At 28.3% G+C, this 20,450-nt stretch carries 17 protein-coding genes; 7 read left to right on the top strand and 10 right to left on the bottom strand.

The annotated features are described in order from the left end of the window. Positions 1 to 60 precede the first annotated feature (60 nt). Positions 61 to 1,476: a DUF6179 domain-containing protein gene (locus OW730_RS00075; RefSeq protein ID WP_271227137.1), complete on the bottom strand. Its 1,416-nt coding sequence runs from the start codon at positions 1,474 to 1,476 to the stop codon at positions 61 to 63. Between the two features lie 16 nt (positions 1,477 to 1,492). Beyond that, positions 1,493 to 1,945 (bottom strand): DUF6323 family protein, encoded by a 453-nt coding sequence (locus OW730_RS00080; protein ID WP_271227138.1) that lies wholly within the window; start codon positions 1,943 to 1,945, stop codon positions 1,493 to 1,495. Between the two features lie 338 nt (positions 1,946 to 2,283). On the opposite strand from OW730_RS00080, the gene OW730_RS00085 reads away from it, so the two are divergent. Beyond that, positions 2,284 to 3,198 carry an AraC family transcriptional regulator gene (locus tag OW730_RS00085; RefSeq protein WP_271227139.1) on the top strand — a complete coding sequence of 305 codons (915 nt, stop codon included), beginning with the start codon at positions 2,284 to 2,286 and terminating at the stop codon, positions 3,196 to 3,198. Positions 3,199 to 3,378: 180 nt separating this feature from the next. After that, positions 3,379 to 4,179 carry a hypothetical protein gene (locus OW730_RS00090; protein ID WP_271227140.1) on the top strand — a complete coding sequence of 267 codons (801 nt, stop codon included), beginning with the start codon at positions 3,379 to 3,381 and terminating at the stop codon, positions 4,177 to 4,179. A 55-nt stretch (positions 4,180 to 4,234) separates the two neighbouring features. Here OW730_RS00090 and OW730_RS00095 read toward each other — a convergent pair whose 3' ends face one another. After that, positions 4,235 to 7,747 (bottom strand): YARHG domain-containing protein, encoded by a 3,513-nt coding sequence (locus OW730_RS00095; RefSeq protein WP_271227141.1) that lies wholly within the window; start codon positions 7,745 to 7,747, stop codon positions 4,235 to 4,237. Positions 7,748 to 8,335: 588 nt separating this feature from the next. Between OW730_RS00095 and OW730_RS00100 the strand changes: the two genes are divergently transcribed. Further along, positions 8,336 to 10,060, top strand: a complete 1,725-nt coding sequence (locus tag OW730_RS00100; RefSeq protein WP_271227142.1) for an ABC transporter ATP-binding protein — start codon at positions 8,336 to 8,338, stop codon at positions 10,058 to 10,060. A 75-nt stretch (positions 10,061 to 10,135) separates the two neighbouring features. Here the strand turns inward: OW730_RS00100 and OW730_RS00105 are convergent, their stop codons facing one another. The 3 genes from OW730_RS00105 to OW730_RS00115 form a co-directional block, all read right to left on the bottom strand. Next, positions 10,136 to 10,996 (bottom strand): CPBP family intramembrane glutamic endopeptidase, encoded by an 861-nt coding sequence (locus OW730_RS00105; RefSeq protein ID WP_271227143.1) that lies wholly within the window; start codon positions 10,994 to 10,996, stop codon positions 10,136 to 10,138. A 91-nt stretch (positions 10,997 to 11,087) separates the two neighbouring features. Continuing rightward, positions 11,088 to 11,732, bottom strand: a complete 645-nt coding sequence (locus tag OW730_RS00110; protein WP_271227144.1) for a response regulator transcription factor — start codon at positions 11,730 to 11,732, stop codon at positions 11,088 to 11,090. A 13-nt stretch (positions 11,733 to 11,745) separates the two neighbouring features. Next, positions 11,746 to 12,903: a sensor histidine kinase gene (locus OW730_RS00115; protein ID WP_271227145.1), complete on the bottom strand. Its 1,158-nt coding sequence runs from the start codon at positions 12,901 to 12,903 to the stop codon at positions 11,746 to 11,748. A gap of 133 nt (positions 12,904 to 13,036) precedes the next feature. On the opposite strand from OW730_RS00115, the gene OW730_RS00120 reads away from it, so the two are divergent. After that, positions 13,037 to 13,411 carry a hypothetical protein gene (locus OW730_RS00120; protein WP_271227146.1) on the top strand — a complete coding sequence of 125 codons (375 nt, stop codon included), beginning with the start codon at positions 13,037 to 13,039 and terminating at the stop codon, positions 13,409 to 13,411. 49 nt (positions 13,412 to 13,460) lie between these two features. Here OW730_RS00120 and rluF read toward each other — a convergent pair whose 3' ends face one another. Next, on the bottom strand, positions 13,461 to 14,207 hold the full coding sequence (gene rluF, locus OW730_RS00125; RefSeq protein ID WP_271229640.1) for a 23S rRNA pseudouridine(2604) synthase RluF: 747 nt from the start codon (positions 14,205 to 14,207) through the stop codon (positions 13,461 to 13,463). 289 nt (positions 14,208 to 14,496) lie between these two features. Between rluF and OW730_RS00130 the strand changes: the two genes are divergently transcribed. Then, complete coding sequence (locus OW730_RS00130) at positions 14,497 to 15,042, top strand: hypothetical protein (RefSeq protein WP_271227147.1); 546 nt, start codon at positions 14,497 to 14,499, stop codon at positions 15,040 to 15,042. Positions 15,043 to 15,113: 71 nt separating this feature from the next. On the opposite strand, the gene OW730_RS00135 is transcribed toward OW730_RS00130, so the two are convergent. Together OW730_RS00135 and OW730_RS00140 are read right to left on the bottom strand one after the other, a co-directional pair. Then, a complete protein-coding gene (locus tag OW730_RS00135; protein WP_271227148.1) occupies positions 15,114 to 15,614 on the bottom strand; it encodes a GNAT family N-acetyltransferase in 501 nt (166 codons plus the stop codon). 87 nt (positions 15,615 to 15,701) lie between these two features. After that, on the bottom strand, positions 15,702 to 15,980 hold the full coding sequence (locus OW730_RS00140; RefSeq protein WP_271227149.1) for a CD3324 family protein: 279 nt from the start codon (positions 15,978 to 15,980) through the stop codon (positions 15,702 to 15,704). Positions 15,981 to 16,321: 341 nt separating this feature from the next. On the opposite strand from OW730_RS00140, the gene OW730_RS00145 reads away from it, so the two are divergent. Beyond that, positions 16,322 to 17,737 (top strand): DDE-type integrase/transposase/recombinase, encoded by a 1,416-nt coding sequence (locus OW730_RS00145; protein WP_271227150.1) that lies wholly within the window; start codon positions 16,322 to 16,324, stop codon positions 17,735 to 17,737. Between the two features lie 247 nt (positions 17,738 to 17,984). Here the strand turns inward: OW730_RS00145 and OW730_RS00150 are convergent, their stop codons facing one another. Next, positions 17,985 to 18,986, bottom strand: a complete 1,002-nt coding sequence (locus OW730_RS00150; RefSeq protein WP_271227151.1) for a methyltransferase domain-containing protein — start codon at positions 18,984 to 18,986, stop codon at positions 17,985 to 17,987. A 256-nt stretch (positions 18,987 to 19,242) separates the two neighbouring features. On the opposite strand from OW730_RS00150, the gene OW730_RS00155 reads away from it, so the two are divergent. Beyond that, entirely contained in the window at positions 19,243 to 20,439 is a 1,197-nt protein-coding gene (locus tag OW730_RS00155) for an FMN-binding protein (RefSeq protein WP_271227152.1), read from the top strand. Positions 20,440 to 20,450 lie beyond the last annotated feature (11 nt).

Genomic DNA, 20,450 nt, shown 5'->3' on the forward strand with positions numbered 1-20,450 from the left:
TTAATTAAAAATCTTCTTATTTTTTCACTTCTATATATTTATTTCAAATCCTTTAGACTTTTAATTAATATTATTAACATATCTCTCAATTAATTTGACTCTATCTTCATCAAAGTTCTGTAATACCCCAATGAAATGAAGCTCCCACTCTGAATCAATATCCCCTTTATTTATGATTGCTTGAATTAAATTCAGTGTTCCTTTCCTCAATTCTTCTTGAAATACCATTCTTGCCAATATAGATAATTCCATATCACTCATTGAATTAAATAATTCAGTAAACTCATATCCAAATAAACAATTTGAATTAAGAAGATCTATAAAATCATATATAGACTGTACACTTGATTTAATTAAATCTATTTTATCTTTAATGTTTTCACATTTAGTTATTTTTTGGATTGCTACTCTAAAATCCTCATCATTGGCCCTATATCCTTCATTAAATATTATATTTTTATTTATATTTTTTTCTTCTCTATCTATTACAACCATATTTTGAAGATTTCCATTTTCTAATGAATTTATCAATCTAGGAATAAATATTGATTTATATTTGTTCATGTAATCTATTAATTCTACCCTATCTATGGCTAAATCCATAATAACTTTTTCAATAGCTTTCCCCACAAGAATATTAATTTCCTTTGAATTTAAACTACTGAGATTATTATTTAAAATTCTATAACTAACTTCAGAAATACTTAAATTCCATCCATAATTTCCTGATAATACAGAAAAAATACTATTATTTATTAATACTTCAAACACATTTATTAACTCAAATCTATAATCTGTATTGTATATCTCCCCATAATAATTTAATGTTTTTATAGTATCCTCAGTGCTAAAAAACTTACAAAAGAAGGTTTCTATTTCTAAGGTATTTAAATAATTCTTAATATAATTTATCCCTCTAATACTCATATCATCAAAGGTTAAAGGATAATCAATACTTCCCATGGTGTCGTGAGCATTGAACACTACTTCATAATCCTTAAAAAAACTCCCTAACCCTTCATCAATTGTATCATCATATGCTTGCAGCTCTATATGCAATCTATCTTTTTTTATTTTCTCATAAAATATTCTTGTTTCTTCAACATATGATGTTACAAGTTCAACCCCCTTCTCATATAATTCTCTTATATTGCTTGTCTTTAATTCATCTATGCATTCTTCAATATCATTAAAACTATCACAATAAGCATCAATACAGTAACAGATAGATGCTAATAACTTCTCTCCTGTTGTAATAGGAACAGAACTACTTTCCCCTACAGTGTACCTTGTTATTAAATCTTTAAGTATATTCATTATTTGTATTTGAATATTATTTATAGTATTTTTATCTATAAGTCCAAGACGAAAACCTTCTTTTAAAATTGAAAAAGTATATTGATTTTTATTTAGATTTTCTTTTTTTATTTTAATCTCTTCAATTGAATTTTCAGCAGCTATTCTATTTATAATCATAAAAAAAACTTCCTCTCTAATAAATATTCTTTTTCTGATTTTCACGCCTAAATTTCTCTGAAAACACCTGAATTTTCTCCCATAAAAACTCAATATCTCCACCACATTCGTTATTATAGAAATCATAAATAATATCTATCACCATATCATCACCTATTCTATCCTCTGTTTCATTTTTCATATAATAAAATATTTCCTGTAAGTTATTAAGAGTTAGAACATACTCCTCCTGTGTTATAAATGGTGAGGAAGAAAATTTTTCTATTAATTTCTTTGCCACTCCCATATCTATTTCAATTCTTCCGTAACTTTGCAGCGCCCAACCTCTCACCTTAATAATTTCTTTTGTATCTTCTTTGGTCAATATTAGATTAAACTCTTCACTCTCTTTATTTGTTTCAAGCAATTCATTGATTTGAATCTCTTTTAATTCTTTATTATTAGGATTTAATATTGATGGCAATAACATACTTATTCAACTCCTTTTTTTTAGAATTAGATTTTCGAAAAATTCTTCTTGACATTATATTTATATTATGGTATAATATTACTAAGCGCGCATAATATTGTATTATACGCGTTTTTTTTGTTTCTGTCAATAATTATATGAATTTTTATACCATTTGTTTATCTTGATAAAAAACATCAAGTAACCCTTTCTCCATATTGATACAATAAACTCAGGGATTGTTTAAAAATAACTTCTCCTAAAGTTATTTCAAAAAGTGAAATAACCACTCACATTTTTGAAAGAAAAGTCGAAGTAATTTTTAAGCCAACCCTCACCAAAGCTTTGGAGGATAAAATATGGATTATTTCTCAGTTATACAAAATGCAGTAGATTTTATTGAAGAAAAACTTTTAGACTCCTTCTCTATAGAGGATGTAGCATGTAAAATAGGTTTCTCCATACCTCACTTTTACAGAATATTTTCTGCTATAGTTGGAGAAACACCTAAAAATTATATAAGAAAAAGACGTATCTCAGTGGGTGCCTTGATGTTAAGAGAATCAAACCTGAATATATGTGATATAGCATTTGAGACAGGCTTTGAATCTCACGAAGTATTCATAAGAGCATTCAAGAAAATATATGGTGTTTCACCAAAGAATAGCAAGATATTAGATACTCTCCCTTTATACGAGAAGTTTGATGTTATGAGAAAGAAAAGATTATATGAAAGGGATGTGTTATTATTGGATACAAAAATTATTATTAAAAATTCTTTTAAAATTATTGGAAAAACAATTAATCTCAATCAAGCTGAACAAGTAGAAAATAACTTAATAGATAAATTTTTTAATGAATTTAACAAAGAAAAAATCAATTATCCTGTTTTAAATAAACAAGATAAAATTTATTCATTATACGAATATGATGCTGATTGCATTCATAAGGAAGATGAGAATATAGATTACTTTTATACACTGGGTGTTGAATACGATCAAACCGCTTGTGTACCTGAAGGGTTTGTTATTAAAGAAATTCCTAAATCTAAATATGCTTTATTTATATATAATACCAAAGAAAAAACATTAAACGGAGAGAGTATATCATCTTTAAAATATGAAGGTAAGCCAATAACTAATGTATATGATTACATTGATGGAGTATGGATTTTAAATTCAGGATATACTTTATCGGATAATCCAGATTTTGAAATCAGAGACTCTAATTCTGATGGGATTATTGAGTATTATATTTCTGTGGAAGATAAATAAAAATTATTTAAAGTCATAATTCTTACTTATAGAATTATGACTTTATTTCTTATTATTCCCCATTACTTTATACACTGCTACCATCTTAAATATCCTTAGTATTTAGATAAAAAAATTCAGAAGGTATTTTAGTAAATTATAGTATAATGGATATAGGACAAATTTACAGGAGATATACTTATGGAAGTTATAGTTGGATTAATAGCTTATATTAGCTTTTTTTTATTATCATATAATCTGTTTATAAGAATAAATAAAAAACTAAATAAAATTATATCATTAGTCATTGTTTTGGTACTTCCCATAATAAGTTTAATATTTAGTAGTTTATTGATAAAATTTCTAGAAATATCACCTAATCTGAAGGGATACACTGAAGATTATTACATTTGGATGATTACTATAACAATAGTAGCATATTCATTTCTATTTGCTAAAAATTATGTTAGTGATTTATACGTTTCAAAACCAATAAAAAGACACTGGGGATATTATGTGGCTAAAAAACCATATACAACATTATATGAATCATTCACAACACCACCTTGGGGAAGGCGAATTCCATCTCGTTATGAAATACTTAAATGGAGAGAAAAATATAAAGACTTTGCCCCTGGAATATCCCAATGGATTGTTTTACTAATTACGATATTGATATGTATATTTGAATTAACAGTATTTTCAATAATATTTTCCTTGATATATACAGGACACTTCAATTTATCCAACATCCATTTACTTGGAATAACAGCTTTAGAATTATTGAAATTTATTGGTTCATTAATCTTTATTTTTTTTATATTTTTATTTATTCTTAATAGAGTTGTATTTTTTATTAATGATTTTTTGCATGTTATTATTGAACATATATTAAATAAATCACTTGAAGAATATGAATGGAGTAAATTATTAAGTTTCACATTACTCTTTAACATACTTGTAGTGTTGATTATAGTTATTTTGGTCAAGTTAATACGATAAGTAAATACAAAAAAAAAGTTGCCACAAAATAAATGTTTATCTTGTGGCAATCTCTTTAATTATCTTTTTCAAACTTCAACAACATTTCAATATTCTTAATATCAGTTGGGGATAATAAATGGTCTACATCATCAAATAACTCTCTATACCAATAATAATCAGAGAAGTATTCTTTATATTTTACACTCTTTAAAATATACCCATGTCTTGCATAATATGCATTCCTAAGTAATTCCATCTGTTCCTTGTTCAATAATTTAATGAAATTCTCAGTAAGAGGCACTGTTAAATCAACAAACTGATCATACAATACAAGCCAGAACTTTTCATTACTATCCTCTCGCTTATCACCCGTTCCAAATTTTGATATATACCAATAGTCAACAACACCGCTATTATTTTTCTCTACAACATTAAAATAATGATTATCAAATTTATATTCGTATCTAACAGCAGTCTCATTCTTTGTTGTATCTAAACCATATATTTCTGGCTCCAATTCTATAATATTATACTCTTCTCCATACAAGGACTTCATCTCGTCTAATGAAACACCTACCTTGAACCCTCTTAAAGTTGGAAAAGTACTTCTTATTTCAACCAGTTTATTTGTTTTTTCATCAAATACCAACCTAGCCTCAAGATTATTCCCACGGTCTTTAATACTTATTACAGTATCACCAAAATCAAATCTGCCGATAGATTGTGATCTAACATGTTTTTCCCGTGAATCTAAAATGATAATTGGAACAGTAGATGATACATAGGTTTCTAAATTTTTCTTCCTTATAACATCAGCTGCACCTTTAAATGTCATATCAATATAAAAATCATTTCTATGTTCCCCATCTTCAGTTGGCTTTGATGTAGTTACATCTAATTTAATTTCTTTACTTTTCCCAATTTGATTCTTCACTTTAAAAACAAAAGACTCACCATCATTAAAAAGGTCAAATTCATGTGAACAATCTTTTGCTATTAAGTTAACATCACTACTTTTATTATTCATCATAAATAAGTCTGCTGATAAACCATCTTCTGCAAATGCCAAAATATAGATATATTCACTTTTGTCATCAACTTTATATGCAAATCGAAACTCATCATTAGCATATACAACATTTGAATGAAACTCCGCTCCTTTATCTTGAGGGATAATTTTGATAGATTCATAATCCTCAAAACTATGTAAAAGCTTATTTTCATGAGTGTATAAATGGTTTTTATTATTAAAAAATGATTTTTGTCTCCTTAATAATTGAAAATATTCTTCCTCACTAACATCAGTTAACGTTTTATTTATAATATCGTACACTAAATAAGTACTTTCAGAACTATTAAACCATGAAGATATAAATATATAATTTTCCTCTCTATTGACTGATCCAAATTTATAAATTTCTCTTTCTAATGTTGAAGTAAATGTATCTACAAGATTCATAGAATAATCATAAGTATTTATAGTTAATGATTTTTCATTATCATAAGTTATTACATATATATAATCATCATCTATAACCAGTCCATTCCTAGTAACTACATCAGATTCTATTTTATGAAATTCTTTAGTGTTATTTTCCCAAGAGGTGTAACCATTAAAATCAAATAATCCCTTCTCACCAAAAGAAAATGAAGTTAAAACTTGATTCCATCTTATATTCAAATCATCAAAACTTTCAAAAGAGCATTTTCCTCTTTGTGGGATCATTCCTCTCTCATCAAAGATATACTTACTATACTCAGAACTGACAGATTTACCATTATCCAAAGACTTTGATGAAACTAAACTGGAATTTTCAAAAAATACTTTTTCTCCAGTATTTACATTCAACTTGTACAACTTAGGAATTTCTTTATAAAAATCAAGCTCACAATAATATAGCCACTCCTCAGTTAAATCACAGAAAAAATACAGCTTTTCTTTAAGAAAAACATTCCAGTTGATATTATAGCAAAAGTCACCATCCAAAATTGATTTTACCTTTAGAGTTTCTAAATTAGCAGCATAGATTTTATCCTTTCCACTGTATAAAATGGTATTACCTTTTTTACTGACGATATTATTACACCACGGAAGGATAAGTTTGTGGTTTTTATTTGTTTTAGAATCATAAATATAATAATAATCGTTATAACTTATATTATCTCCACTGTTATCATCCTCTAAAACGAAAACATATTCCTCGTCAGTAATAGCTTCAATGTATTCTTCTCTACTAATATTTTTACTATGTGAGTTCGTATTTTCAATCCTCTCAAGCTCAAAAAATACACCTCCACCATATAAAATCATTGTATTAGAATCTTTAATGTATAAAGAGCATCCATTTCCCTCTGAATCTCTAGCATTTATTTTTGTAGCTGTATCCCCTGTAATACCCAAATTTTCAAATAAAACATAATGCCTCCAGCCTGATTCAAAGTCTTCTTTAGATATTACTGATTTTGAGTAAGTTGGATTCTTTGCTACCATATCCAAATATATAAGCCCATCCCCAAAACAACTCGCTTCTTCCTTTGAGAAATGCATGACCTGATTTAAAATATAATTTATATCATCAGATGAATAAACAGTTACTTTTCCAGAATCCAAAACCCTATTAATTTTCCAATCTCCTAAATATATATCTTCCTTTTCATTCACAGTAATTTCTTCAAAGGTATACCCTTTTTTAGTCAACTTAATATTCAATGAATCATGAATATTTCCTTCTAGATCAAGTGTATTTATAGTAATAGTGTTATCCTTAAAATCATAAGTGTATTTCCCAGTATATCCACATCCAACGGAATAGCTGTCCTCATCACCATATTTATACACTTTCCATCTGCCAAAAAGATTATAACTATCATCAACCTCAAACTTCTCAAATTTAAGACTGTCTACTTTAAACCCCGTAAGTTTAAAATAATTACTATCTACACCTTCAATACTAGCAACTATATTGGTATAATATTCTCCATCTATTTCTATGAAATCATAAAAAATAAATTTGCCTACACCAGAAGCTGTTTGAATAATTGTATCAAGATTCTGTATAGTTACTTCATTATTTTCATCCCAAATCTGAACATACAAATATATTAAACTTCCATCTCTAATCACTGAATTACCAAATTCAGCAAATCTATAATGAGTGCTGCCAATATTCAGTGTGTCACTAAATTTAAGATAGAATTCATTTGAATCCCCAATAATCTCTTCTGGGGTACATGAAATACTTTGTTTATTATTAAGAATGTCTTCAAGTATATCATTGCATTGTCTATTGATTTCATTTACATCCTTTGCCATATATTGCTTTGAAGAATCATTAAATACAGATATTTTATTTTTAAATGAACTTACCTTATTATTAAAATCCTCAACTTGTACTTTTTCAATAGATTGGTTATTATTTTTATCATTTTCAATAATGTTATCTTCTTTCTTAATAGTGTTTTTTTCTTTAATAATAGTACTCTCTTCTATAGTTTTATTATTGCAGCTTGTACAAAATAATAAAATAAATACAGTAATTAAACAGAACTGTAAACTAACTTTTCCTTTCAATCTTAATTTATCCACTCAATACCCCTCCCCTTCACAGGAAGTATACCATTTAATTAATAAAAAGTATATATTTGTAATACAATTGTAAACAAATATTGACATTTATTTTTGCCAGCATTATACTGTTAATATATTACATTGAAATTGAAGGTGTTTGATATGAAAAATATTATGAACTATTATGTTGTGATTAAAACAGGTAACTGCTCCGTATAAATTAGAAAAAAACTGATATTAGGTTTTATTACGAAAATCAATTTATACATGTTCCAAAATCTCAAAGATTCAATGAGTTATGGACTTGTTTAAATTGAATTTGAGTTAAAACCTAAAGCAGCACTTTGTCCGGAGCCTAATATTTGCTGATTTATGGTAAAAAGCTTTGAGGCGTACTTTAAATTTTATTTATGAGTATGTTTATTTAGCTTGCCATTGAAATCCTAATATTTAATACATCTATTGTATGGAATCCCGGACACTGCCTTTATGTCAGTGGCTTTTTTAATTTATACGTTTACGACTTTTTATAAGGAAAATATTGTATTGGGGTCAGTCCCCAATACAATATTTTCCTTAAAATTTCTGTAGAAAGAGGGGTTACTTATGTTAAAATACGTACTAAAAAAATTCAAAGCAATGTCGCTTTTTTATGTGTTAAATGGGATTATTCAGATATTAGCAGCATCATTAAGCGTTGTTTATCTTCAAAAATTAATTGATAAACTTCCAGAAGCAAATAGCTACAATGAAGTAATCACAATAATTATAGTTTATGGGGTACTGCTTCTAGTAGATTGTTTACTATCTTATCTAGATGAATATCCATATAGAATGTTATCAAATGGTATATATCATGAATTAAAAATATTAGCTTTAAAGAAAATCTCAAAAATAGATTACGTTTCTTATCAAGGAAAAGGTACTGGTTCACTTGTTCAGCTTATAGAAGCTGGTGCTATGGCTGGTAAGAATATATTATTTGATTTTTATATGAATCTTTTCAGAAATATTCTTCCTGGAATAATTATAAGTTTAATACTCATTGGTACTTATAACTTAGAAATAATGGCTGTTATTTTCATAGGGTATGTAGTAATCTTCTTTATTTCAAATATTCTAATGAAATACTTATATAAAATCAAAGATAAAATTCTTACTTCTGAGGAATGGCTGTCAAAACACTTCATCCGTGGTTTTATGGAATTAGTAGTATTTAGACTTAACAAAAGATATGAAACTGAAATAAACAAAATTGAACAAAGATCAAATTCAGTAGTGAAATCTAAAACAAAAATAAGAATGATACATGAATTATTTTTCACTCTTTTCGCTTTAATCATCATTATCATAAAGTTAATCATATTGTTTATAGGGGTAGGCCAAGTTGTGAAAGGCGATATATCTGTGGGAGCAATAATAGCCCTTATAACCTTTGTAGATAGAATTTACTCTCCTATTGCTATATTAAATGTAATCTTCATCGATTACAAATTAGATAAGGTAGCTTTCAAACGATTAGAGGATTTCATGAATCTACCTGATGATATTAATTTAAGAAAAGGTTCACCTATACAAGTAAAAGAGGGAAAAATAGAATTTAAAAATGTTTCATTTGATTACAATAATGTACCTATATTGAACAACTTAAGCCTTTGTATTGAAGGAAATTCTTCAACAGCATTTGTGGGTTCAAGTGGTGCTGGAAAATCTACTATCATAAAAATGATTCTAGGTTTATTAAAACCTACAAAAGGAGATCTTTATGTTGATGATTCCAACCTAAGCAAAGTTTTATTAGATGACTATTATGATGATGTTTCTTATGTTTCTCAAGACGCTCCTATTTTTGATGGAACATTAAGAGAGAATATTGTCTTTGATGAAGATATTAGTGATGATGAGATATACGAGATTCTTGACCAAGTACAATTAAAGGATTTTGTCATGAGATTACCTCACAAATTATATACTGAAGTTGGCGAAAAAGGGGTTAAGCTTTCTGGTGGTGAGAAGCAAAGACTAGCTTTCGCTAGAGTGTTTTTCCAAAAGTCTAAAATTGTTATACTTGATGAGGCTACTTCTGCATTAGACAGCATAAACGAGAATCTTATAACGAACAACCTGTTGAAAAAATGTAAAGATAAAACAATAATTATAATTGCTCATCGTCTTCACACCATAAAAAATGTTGATAACATATTGGTTATTGATGATGGCAAGCTAGCAGAATCAGGTTCTTTTGAATCATTACTAGCTAAAGACGGATTATTTAAGAAACTTTGGGATTGCCAAGTTAAAGACCATGAAACCGAACTCTTAAATAGTTAAGGAATTTAAATTAAATATTAAATTATAAACAGCCAATATCTTTCATTAACTTGAAAGATATTGGCTTTCTCTTATTTATAATTCCTTTTTATATATTATATTTTTCTTATTATAATTACATATAACTAGCATACCACTTACCAGTAATGCTACTATTGTAGGAAAAAGTGAACTTACATCACCTATATGATTTCCAAATAAAATCACTTTCTTAGGCAGGTATTCAAAAATAAATAATGGTCTTCCAAGATTCTCACTTCCAATTCCAATAATTGATAACATAAAGAAATCATAAGCAAAGTGTAAACCTATTGTTATCCATAATGATTTATAATATATTCTTATCAAACAGAACATTACTCCAAATGATGCAGGTACTAAATAGCTCAATAACTCAGTGTATGATGAAGATGGAGCATGAACTATAGTGAAAAAAACTGTTGTAATCACAATAGCACTTATGGTTCCTTTTTCTTTTTGAAACTTCGTAAAAAGATATCCTCTAAAAGCTAATTCTTCAACAACACCTGCAAAAGTTGCAATTATAAATCCACAGACTATAGTCTTTATAAATTCTCCATATGCTCCAGTCTCAAAACCCAATTTTAAAAATCTAGCTCCAACAACATGTAACATCCCAACTATAGCACAAGTGATAATAGCCGCTAACAACACACCTATCATAAATTGTTTCACAGCATTTTTATTGCTGCTTAATCCAATATCATCTAATGCTAATTTACCATTAAATTGACTGATTAACATTATCCCGATTCCACCTAGTACAATTGCTATAAAAACCGCATTTGCAAATAAGTCTTTAGCTGGTTCTAACCCTATCATTATTAAACTTACCTTTACCAGATTAATAAATACTATAACTAAAACTACTATTAATATACTATTAATAAATTTGTTTTTTTCTATAAATTTCATATTATAGCCCTCCGTTCTCTATACAAATAATGTTAACAAAACAGAGTATTGAAAAAAAGTAACCCTAGTAACTAAAAGGGTAATCATTTATTTAGAAATTAATGTTTTTCAAAAACAAAACTGCAGCAGTTCTATTGTTCACACCTATCTTACTGTAGATTCTTGAAACGTAATTCTTAACTGTTCCTTTTGATAAAAATAATTTTTTCCCTATCTCATTATTGGAATAACCCAAAGCGATTAATTTACATACTTCTATATCCTTTTTGGTAAAATTCAAAGTACTTATATCATAATACCCTTCTTCCATATTTCTTTGAGTATTAAAAATATTATTTAAAAATTTCTTAGCAATTTTGTTAGGTAATATAAACTTACCATCATAAATCTCTCTTATAGACTGAATTAAGCTTGTATAATCAGTCTCTTTTAGAATATATCCACTTGCCCCATTCCTTATTGCATCAACTATAAGCTCCTCATCATCAAATGTGGTAAGCATAATAATAATTATGTTTTCAAATTCTTCCTTTATTATTCTAGTTGCTTCAACCCCATTTGTAATAGGCATTCTAATATCCATTAAAATCACATCAGGTTGTACCTCTTTAACAAATTCATATGCCTCTTTTCCATTAGCAGCAGTCCCTACTACTTCCATATCATCTTCTAGGTTTAAAACTATTTTTAATCCATCTCTCATTAAGGTCTGATCATCTACAATCAGTATCTTCATTAACGCTACCTCCCTATATAGGAATTTCTATCTCTATGGTTGTCCCAATATTCAACTGTGAAAATACACTCACCCTACCCTTTAAAGCTTCTACTCTATATTTCATATTTGATAACCCAAATCCAAAATTTATATGTTCATTTCCTATGCCAAAATCTTTTATCTTTAAGATTATGTTCTTATCATCATTTTTTATCGTTATTTCAAAATTATTGCTTTCTCCATGTCTTATTCCATTAGTTAATCCCTCTTGAATTGCTCTATATAAAGCATTCTGTATCTGCGTATTAATTTCAGGAATATCACCAACATAGGTGTCTATCTTAACATCGCTTGATTTTTCAGTTTCACTCACCAATCTTTTAATAGAAGAAATAAATTCTTCATCTTCCCTATCTGATTTTAAATCTTTGATAGATAACCGAATATCCTTTAACCCCTTTCTTACCTGATTCTGAACTATCTCTAATCGCCCCTTAGCCTCTTTCTTATCCTTTTCAATCAATCTAATACATACCTCAAGCTGAACTAAGGCAGTTGTAAGTGTATGTCCAACTGCATCATGTATCTCTCCAGCTAATCTATTTCTCTCTTTTAATACTACTACCTCTTCTCTAATATCCATTGTTTCTTGCATCTTACCATATGCAAATTTTAATTCCTCACTCTTTCTTTTAAGTTCATTTGAGAGTTGTTCAAATCTACTCTTTTGCTCTATTTGATTTTTTAATAAAAATATAAATGTATAAACAAAATAGAACTGAACTATTATTGGAAGTATCATGGTTAATTCAAAGTTCTCAGTTTTCATATATGCTATTGATAATGTTAAAATAAAATTTCCACATACAAATACTATTCCAAACTTAGTTGAATAACTGATAATTGTTACCCCTAATATAATAAAAATATATATCATAGCTACTCCTGTTACATCTATATATAAAGCTAGATAAACAATCAAAGTTGCTAAAACTAATACTATATTTTCTATAATCCTACCCTTTTCTGTTTTTGCAATCATACTATAATATCCTATACTAAATGCAATCATTAATGAAAGTATTGTCATTAATACTCTATTATCATTATTTATAATCATATATATACTTGTTAAAATAAGTGCTACATAAACAATTTTCTTCAATCTCTTATGGTCAATCAAATCCATTTATTATACCACCTCGCTATATTTTGGTATTCCTAACTCTTAAGGATTATATCATATTCACTATTTATTTTACATCAAATTAAATATATGGTAAATTTTAATAAGGAAAGTATTCAATATATAAAATAATTAAATGAAAGGGTTGATTAATATGAAAGATAATAAATGGATATTTTTATCTGCCTTGCTCCTATCTTGTTCAATAGTATTCAGTAGTATTTACCTTGGGAATTCAATAAAAACTACTTCTACCCCTGTAAATACTGAGCCTGTTGAAACCAAAATATCATCACCTGATTTACTTACCAAAGAAGAAGCAGCAGCGTATCTTAACCTATCTGATACTATGTTTAATCTTATTCTAAAAAATGAAGAAGAAGATAAGTCTGGACGCCGTTCATATCCAACTCATAAATATATACATTCACTAAATTTATATGGACAAGAATATTTTAGTATAAAACAGCTTGATCAATGGATAGAATATCATCTGTATAATGAATTTTAACAGAAATAGGCTATATATTTGATTAATAATCAAATATATAGCCTATTTCTTATTCTAAGTAAGAACCTTCTTCAGTCTTAGTAGATTTTGAAACCATTTTATTTATAGTATCCATCTCTTCTTTTGTAAGATATCTCCACTTCCCTGCAGGTAAGTTTTCTAAAGTTACATTCATGATTCGTACTCGTTTAAGTTTTGTAACATTATATCCTAGATACTCACACATTCTTCTTATCTGTCTATTAAGTCCTTGAGTTAAAATTATAGTAAATACAAATTTACTTTCTCTTTTCACAAAACATTCTTGTGTTACTGTACCTAAAATAGGTATACCATTTCTCATCTTATCGATAAATTGAGGTGTTATTGGTTTATCTACAGTAACAACATATTCCTTTTCATGCTGATTTCCAGCTCTTAAAATCTTATTAACTATATCCCCATCATTAGTTAGAAATATAAGCCCCTCTGATGGTTTATCTAACCTTCCAATAGGAAATATTCTTTTGGGATGATTAATAAAATCTACTATATTCCCCTTAACTTTATGCTCTGTGGTACATGTGATCCCTACTGGCTTGTTTAAAGCAATATAGATAGGTTCTTCTTTAGATTTCAATGTTTTTCCGTTTACTATAACCTTATCTTTCACAGTAACCTTAGTTCCCATCTCTGCTTTCACACCATTTACTGTCACTTTACCTTGTTCAATAAACTTATCTGCTTCTCTTCTGGAACAAATACCTGTACTGCTTATGAATTTATTTAATCTGATCTCTCCAGTGGTACTTGTTATTTGCTCAGTATTTCCTCTTTCACTTGGTTTTTTTTATTTATATGTGGTTTATTTTTATTTTTCATTGAGTTATTATTCTTTTTCATTGAATACCTTCCTTAAGTAATATACATTAGTATTTATAATTACTAATAATAAATATACCATATTAAATAAAAAATAAGAAATACTATCTTAATTACCTTTAAATCAAGACTTGAAAAACCAATTGCTTTCTAATAAAATATTATGAATATGGTTAATCTAATCATTAGACTATTTTATGTGAAAAATTCAGGAGGCTTTAATAATGAATCTAAAAAAGATAATAGCTTTAACTATAACGTTAGTAATAGGAACTGTAGCTTTTGCAGGGTGTGAAAAAACAAATAATAACACTCTTAACAAAGAAAAGGCAAAAGTTGAAAATACTGAAAAGGAAAATAATAAAAAGGAAAATACCGAAAAAAATAATACTCAAAATAAAGATAGTGAAGAAAATATAGGAAAAGAAGATGGTGAATCTGAGAAAGTTGGAGAATCAGATACTGACTCAGATAAAAATGATTCTACCAAAGATAAAGACGAACCTATAAAAAAGTATGACTCAGTAGCTAAAATAGAACCTTTAACTTTTGGAGCTAATGTCACTGTAACTTGTAAAGACCCAGAAGTAGCTGCTTACAGAGTGCACTCTGAAATAGATGGAAATGTTGAACCTATTCAAGAGGATAAAGCTCCAATAGGAGAAGCTGCTTTGATCTTCCCAGCAAAAGAAGGTCAAGAAGTAATTATTATTTTCTTTGATGCTAATGGTGCTTTTTTAGGAGAAAGTAGAACAACTTTAGTAATCTAATTGTGTAATTCTCAAAAATTTACCTCTTAAATAAACTCATATTTGTTTATTTAAGAGGTTCTTTATTGTATCTATTTAACTTCAAATCTCTGCATAATACACTCAAAACCATCATCAACAATAGATTTTTCTTTAAATTCTATTTGGTTAGCATGATAGAATCCTTTCCAAAAGTTTACCGCTAACTTATTATCTACTAATTGCTCAACTAAATAGATTCCTTTAAAAGAATCTAATAATTTTTTTATTGAAGTTGACCCAATTCCCTTTCTTCTATATCCCTTTAATATGAAAAATTCATTTATCATATAATCAATATTCTTTGGAACATATTTTCCAGAGTTTAAAAGAATAAATCCAATATATTCATCATCATACTTTATGAAAAAAGGTTTAAGATCCTCTTGTGAAAAATATAAATCCATCCCATCATATTTGAATTTTCCATCTTCACTAATTTTTAAATCATCAGCAAACTCTGAAAGGTCATGTAAATAATAACTCATTAAGTTTTCTAATTTAGATTTTGATTCTAATATCACTGGTATTAATTCCACTTTATCTATGTTCATTTTTAATTCCCCCATTTGTATATTCTTCTAAAAAAATCTTATCAAATATACCCTATAGGTTCAATTTCATAAACAATTCGGAATTAATTATGAGCATAACATATTTTGTTGTCTTACTATCCGTCTTATACTCTGTTCTGATAGATAGTACTCTTTTGCTAATCCTTTGATGGTCCTTCCTTGATTAAATCTATTATAAATCTCAAGGTTTCTCTTTTTAAATTCATCTTTTATACCATTTTTTTCTCCCCAAGATTTTTGATTACTATTTTTCCTTGGGATATAAATATATTCTCCATCTACATATTCTTGAATTATATTTATTACCTCTTCTGGTAACACATTTTCCGCCTTGATATGTTTCATTTCTCTGCTCCTCCTAATTAATTTTATTAAGATTGAAGCAAAGACTACCAAAAGGTCATATATCAACTATTTCTATTAGGCTCCAAGCAAAGTATTGCTCACTGACATTCTGTAGTCTTTGCTAGGAGCAAACTTTAAAATTTGAATATATTCTAAATTTTTTCATATATCCCTCTCCCTTCTAAATTAGGTATTGTCAAAAGTTTTAATGGTACTTCCGACGTAACCCCTTTATTTTCAATACTTTATCTATATTAGACTTGCCCCCTCCCTCTAAAGGTGTTAATTTTAGTTTGCGAAAAGAAAATATATCACCAAAGATAAGGAGGCAAGCTTTTAACATGATTAATTCATTTTTAGTTTTGTATATTGTTTTTCTTAAACAAGTTATAAACCTACTAATTATTTTATTGACCGGAAAAGGACTTAATAAGATTCCCAACTCGGATCCTTTAAATAAACCTTTCAGAGACTTCCAAATAGATGATAAGCCAATAATCGTGAAACCTGAAAGGTTTAATTACACAGAACTCCTAGCGGAGCACCATAAACTTAAAGGCAAGCAATTAGCTCCTGTTAGACCTCAAAAAGGACGTTCTCACGTAGATTCTAAAATCAGCTGTCCTAAATGTTCTGCTCCAAATATTTATCTATACGATAATAATGGTGGACGAGGACAATGTAAATGCAAAGTTTGTTCCACTAAATTTAATCCTAAAAACCTTTATGATAAACAGGTAAGGTTTAAGTGTCCCCATTGTAATAAATTTCTAGATAGCATAAAAAATCGTAGTAATTTTACCATTTACAAATGCAGAAATAACAACTGTTCTTTTTATAAAAATAACCTAAAGTCTATGACAAAAGAGGAACGTCAAGCATTTAAAGAAAAACCCTATGATACTAAAGTTAGATATATATTTAGAGAATTTGATTTTGATTTAGCCTCTCTAAAGGGCGATAGTCCTGTGCAAAGTAACATCTCATTATCTAAGATGTATTCCTCATCTCATGTATTTGGCTTGATAATGACTTACTACGTAAATTACGGACTATCTTCAAGAAAAACAGCAGCCATAATGAGAGAAGTTCATGGTGTAAAGATATCGCATCAAACTGTTTTAAACTATGCAGAAGCTGCTTCAGTTTTGCTAAAACCAATGTTGGACAACTATCCATACAATCCAACAGAATCTATATGTGGTGACGAAACATACATTAAGGTTAATGGTAAATGGAACTATATATGTTTCTTCTTTGATGCTGTTAAAAAGATAATTCTCTCGTATAGAGTTTCGCCTCATCGCGATACTTTCTTAGCTTGTAGAGCCATCTACGATGTTATCACTAAGTACGAAAAGCTTCCTGATAGCCTTAAACTAGTAGTCGATGGCAATCCAATATATCTGTTAGCAGAAGTTTTCTTCGCTAATAATGATATTAATTTCGATATCGTACAAGTAATTGGACTTACAAATGATGATGAAGTTTCTGCTGAATATCGTCCTTTAAAACAGATTATTGAACGATTAAACAGAACCTTTAAGAGAAGCTATAAGACTACTAATGGCTACAATAGCTCAAATGGCTCTATAACTCATATAATTCTTTTTTGTACATACTTCAATTTCTTGAAACCTCATGCAAGCTTAGAACAAAAAGTTCCTGTAATAATTCCAGAACTTGAAGAGTTGGAAACCATGCCTGCACGTTGGTGCAAATTAATGAAATTAGCTGAGTCATACTGCCAATCTTAATATCGCATTATTTTAAAATCGACCTATATCATAGGTTTATTTGCCATACCCTTTTTTAGAATCACACATCCCTTTCGGGATAAAAAATAGCAATCATTTTAATTTCTCGGAGAGAAATATCCAACATTCTCAATTCTCAACTCTCAATTCTCAATTAAATAATCTTCTTGTTTTTAAATCCTTATATCCCATATCAATTTTCATATACTTTTGACACTACCCTAAATTATAAATATATTTAATTATATTATTTACTAGCTACTATCACACAATATTCAACCTTAGTATCTTGAATTGGAAATCCATCAATCTGTGCACCTTCTAATATTTTTCCTTTAGGTGTTGGCTTTATTTCAGCTATAAAGGAATTTTGAATTTCACTGTTCCAATTATCTCTTCTAAATGTAACAGCTGCACGCTCTTTAGTTGCATAGTCAGTACTACTGTATTTATCCATCAACTCCATATGTATCTTATCATCTTCTTCTATTAACTGCATAACAGACATGAATTTCCCTTTAGTTATTCTGTTCATTTCATCGATAACATTCCCAGGATTCTCAACATTTTGTATTCCCAAATTACTAGTCATTATTTCGATTGAATTATTTTTAAAAGGAGTTTTTCTAGCATCAAAAGCGATTAAACTTAATCTATCATATAATCCTTTAATTTTAAAGTATTCCCTGTTTCTCTCAAGAATTGTAGGACTAAAATCAGTTGCTATTATGTAATTGTTAGTATCTTGAATCATCTCTTCCACAAGATACCCTTTGCCACTGGCTATATCTACAATAGTATGATCATCATTGTCTATATTCTTAATTACAAATTCTCTCTGACTCTTCCATCCATCAATATACTCTTGTGTATATATCTTTTCCATTGCGTTTTTAAACATCCTTGAACTGCCTTCATAATTTTCCTTCATTTCAAGGTATGCTGCTTTATACCAATAGTCAGCTCCATTTAACTCTTCTTCTGGTGTTGTCATCATCTCTTTATATATATCAGGATTCTCCTTAAAATATTTTTCCAAACCGCTTTCACCTTTTTCCCATAGGTCATTTCTAGGTAAATCTGGTGTTAAAAACACTGCAATTTCATCCCTTACTTCATAATCCCCCTTACATTTTGAACAGATTATCTCTGCATTGATAATTCTCTGTGCAGATTCTTCTTTAATATCCCAAATTAATTCGCCATGACACAACGGACATTCAAGCATATCAATATGTTTCTTGTGCATTATGCACTCCCCCTTTAAGTAAAAGATAACTAATCCCATTTTATTCTATAACTTAGTATTTCTACATATATCAATTTTTTCCTTTAGGTTCTGAAATATCCTTCTATAATATCCCACAACAATCCCACAATCTTCACACAGCTTTCTGGTAGAATAGAAATCTAAAGACTTTTATAATATATTTATAAAGATATCTTTTATAAAATCAAATTAGTTAGAAAAATATACTAGATAAGACTTTAAGGAAGTGATTAACTTGAAAAATATTCAAAAATATCGTTTTGGAATTCAGATTTTATGTTTAATATTATCAATAGTAGGCTTTTTTTATAACTTTAAAATAACAATGTTAGTTATTATGGGCTTAACACTTTTAAGTGGTGTATTTTATTGTGGTTGGATTTGTCCATTTGGGTTCCTGCAAGATACATTCAGTAAATTAGGAAATATTTTAGGTATTAAAAAGAAAAAAATGCCCGCCTCTTTACAAAGAATTTTTGTTTACAGTAGATATATGATTTTTATCATTGTAGCCTTTATTGGATTAGATATTATCTATTCAATAATGTCATACGATCCTAGGACAAGCTTTGGTAATATGTTGTTAGGTACTATGCCATCTATGGGTGCATTTAGTGTGATTTGTTTATTCATAATTGTTTCCCTATTCTTTGATAGACCTTTCTGTAATTATTTTTGTTATGAAGGTGGTAAGTATGGGATTATGGGCTTCTTTAGAATATTTACAATTAAAAGAAATGAGTCTAAATGTGTTAACTGTAAAAAATGTGACAACACTTGTCCAATGAATATTCAAGTATCAAAATGTACTAATTTAAGCTCACCTCAATGTATTAACTGTTTTCAGTGCATTTCAAGCTGTCCTGTTAAAGGTACTCTTGAATACGGTAAAGTTAATTTCACAAAAAAAGAAAAGAATAGATATTTCTCAATGATTGGAGTAGCATTAATTTTAATGGCAGCTTTCTTTGCATATAATATTCTTAATGGAATTAATCCTTTAGAAAGAAAAGAACATTCTAATATTACTAATGAAGTTCTAGCTACTGAACCATCTAACTCAACATCGCAAGATGTTGAATCACCTTCATCTAATGATGAACCTGCGTCTAATGATGAAATTGAAAAAACTGAAGAAGCAATAGAAATTTCAGGTGACGCAGCTGGTATTCCTGATGGTATATACACTGGTACTGGTAAAGGCTTTAGAGGTCCAATTACGGTTGAAGTAACAGTTAAAGATCAACAAATCACATCTGTAGAAGTAATTGACCACAGAGATGATATGAAATGGTATAATAGAGCAAATGCCGTTATTCCCGATAGTATTGTAGAGAATCAAAGTACTGATATTGACCTTGTAAGTGGTGCAACCTATTCATCTATAGGTATAAGAGATGGTGTTAAAGATGCTCTAGAAAATGCAAAATAGAAAATGTGGTG

Source organism: Oceanirhabdus sp. W0125-5 (genome assembly GCF_027938815.1).
In the GTDB taxonomy this organism is placed as follows: domain Bacteria; phylum Bacillota; class Clostridia; order Clostridiales; family Clostridiaceae; genus Oceanirhabdus.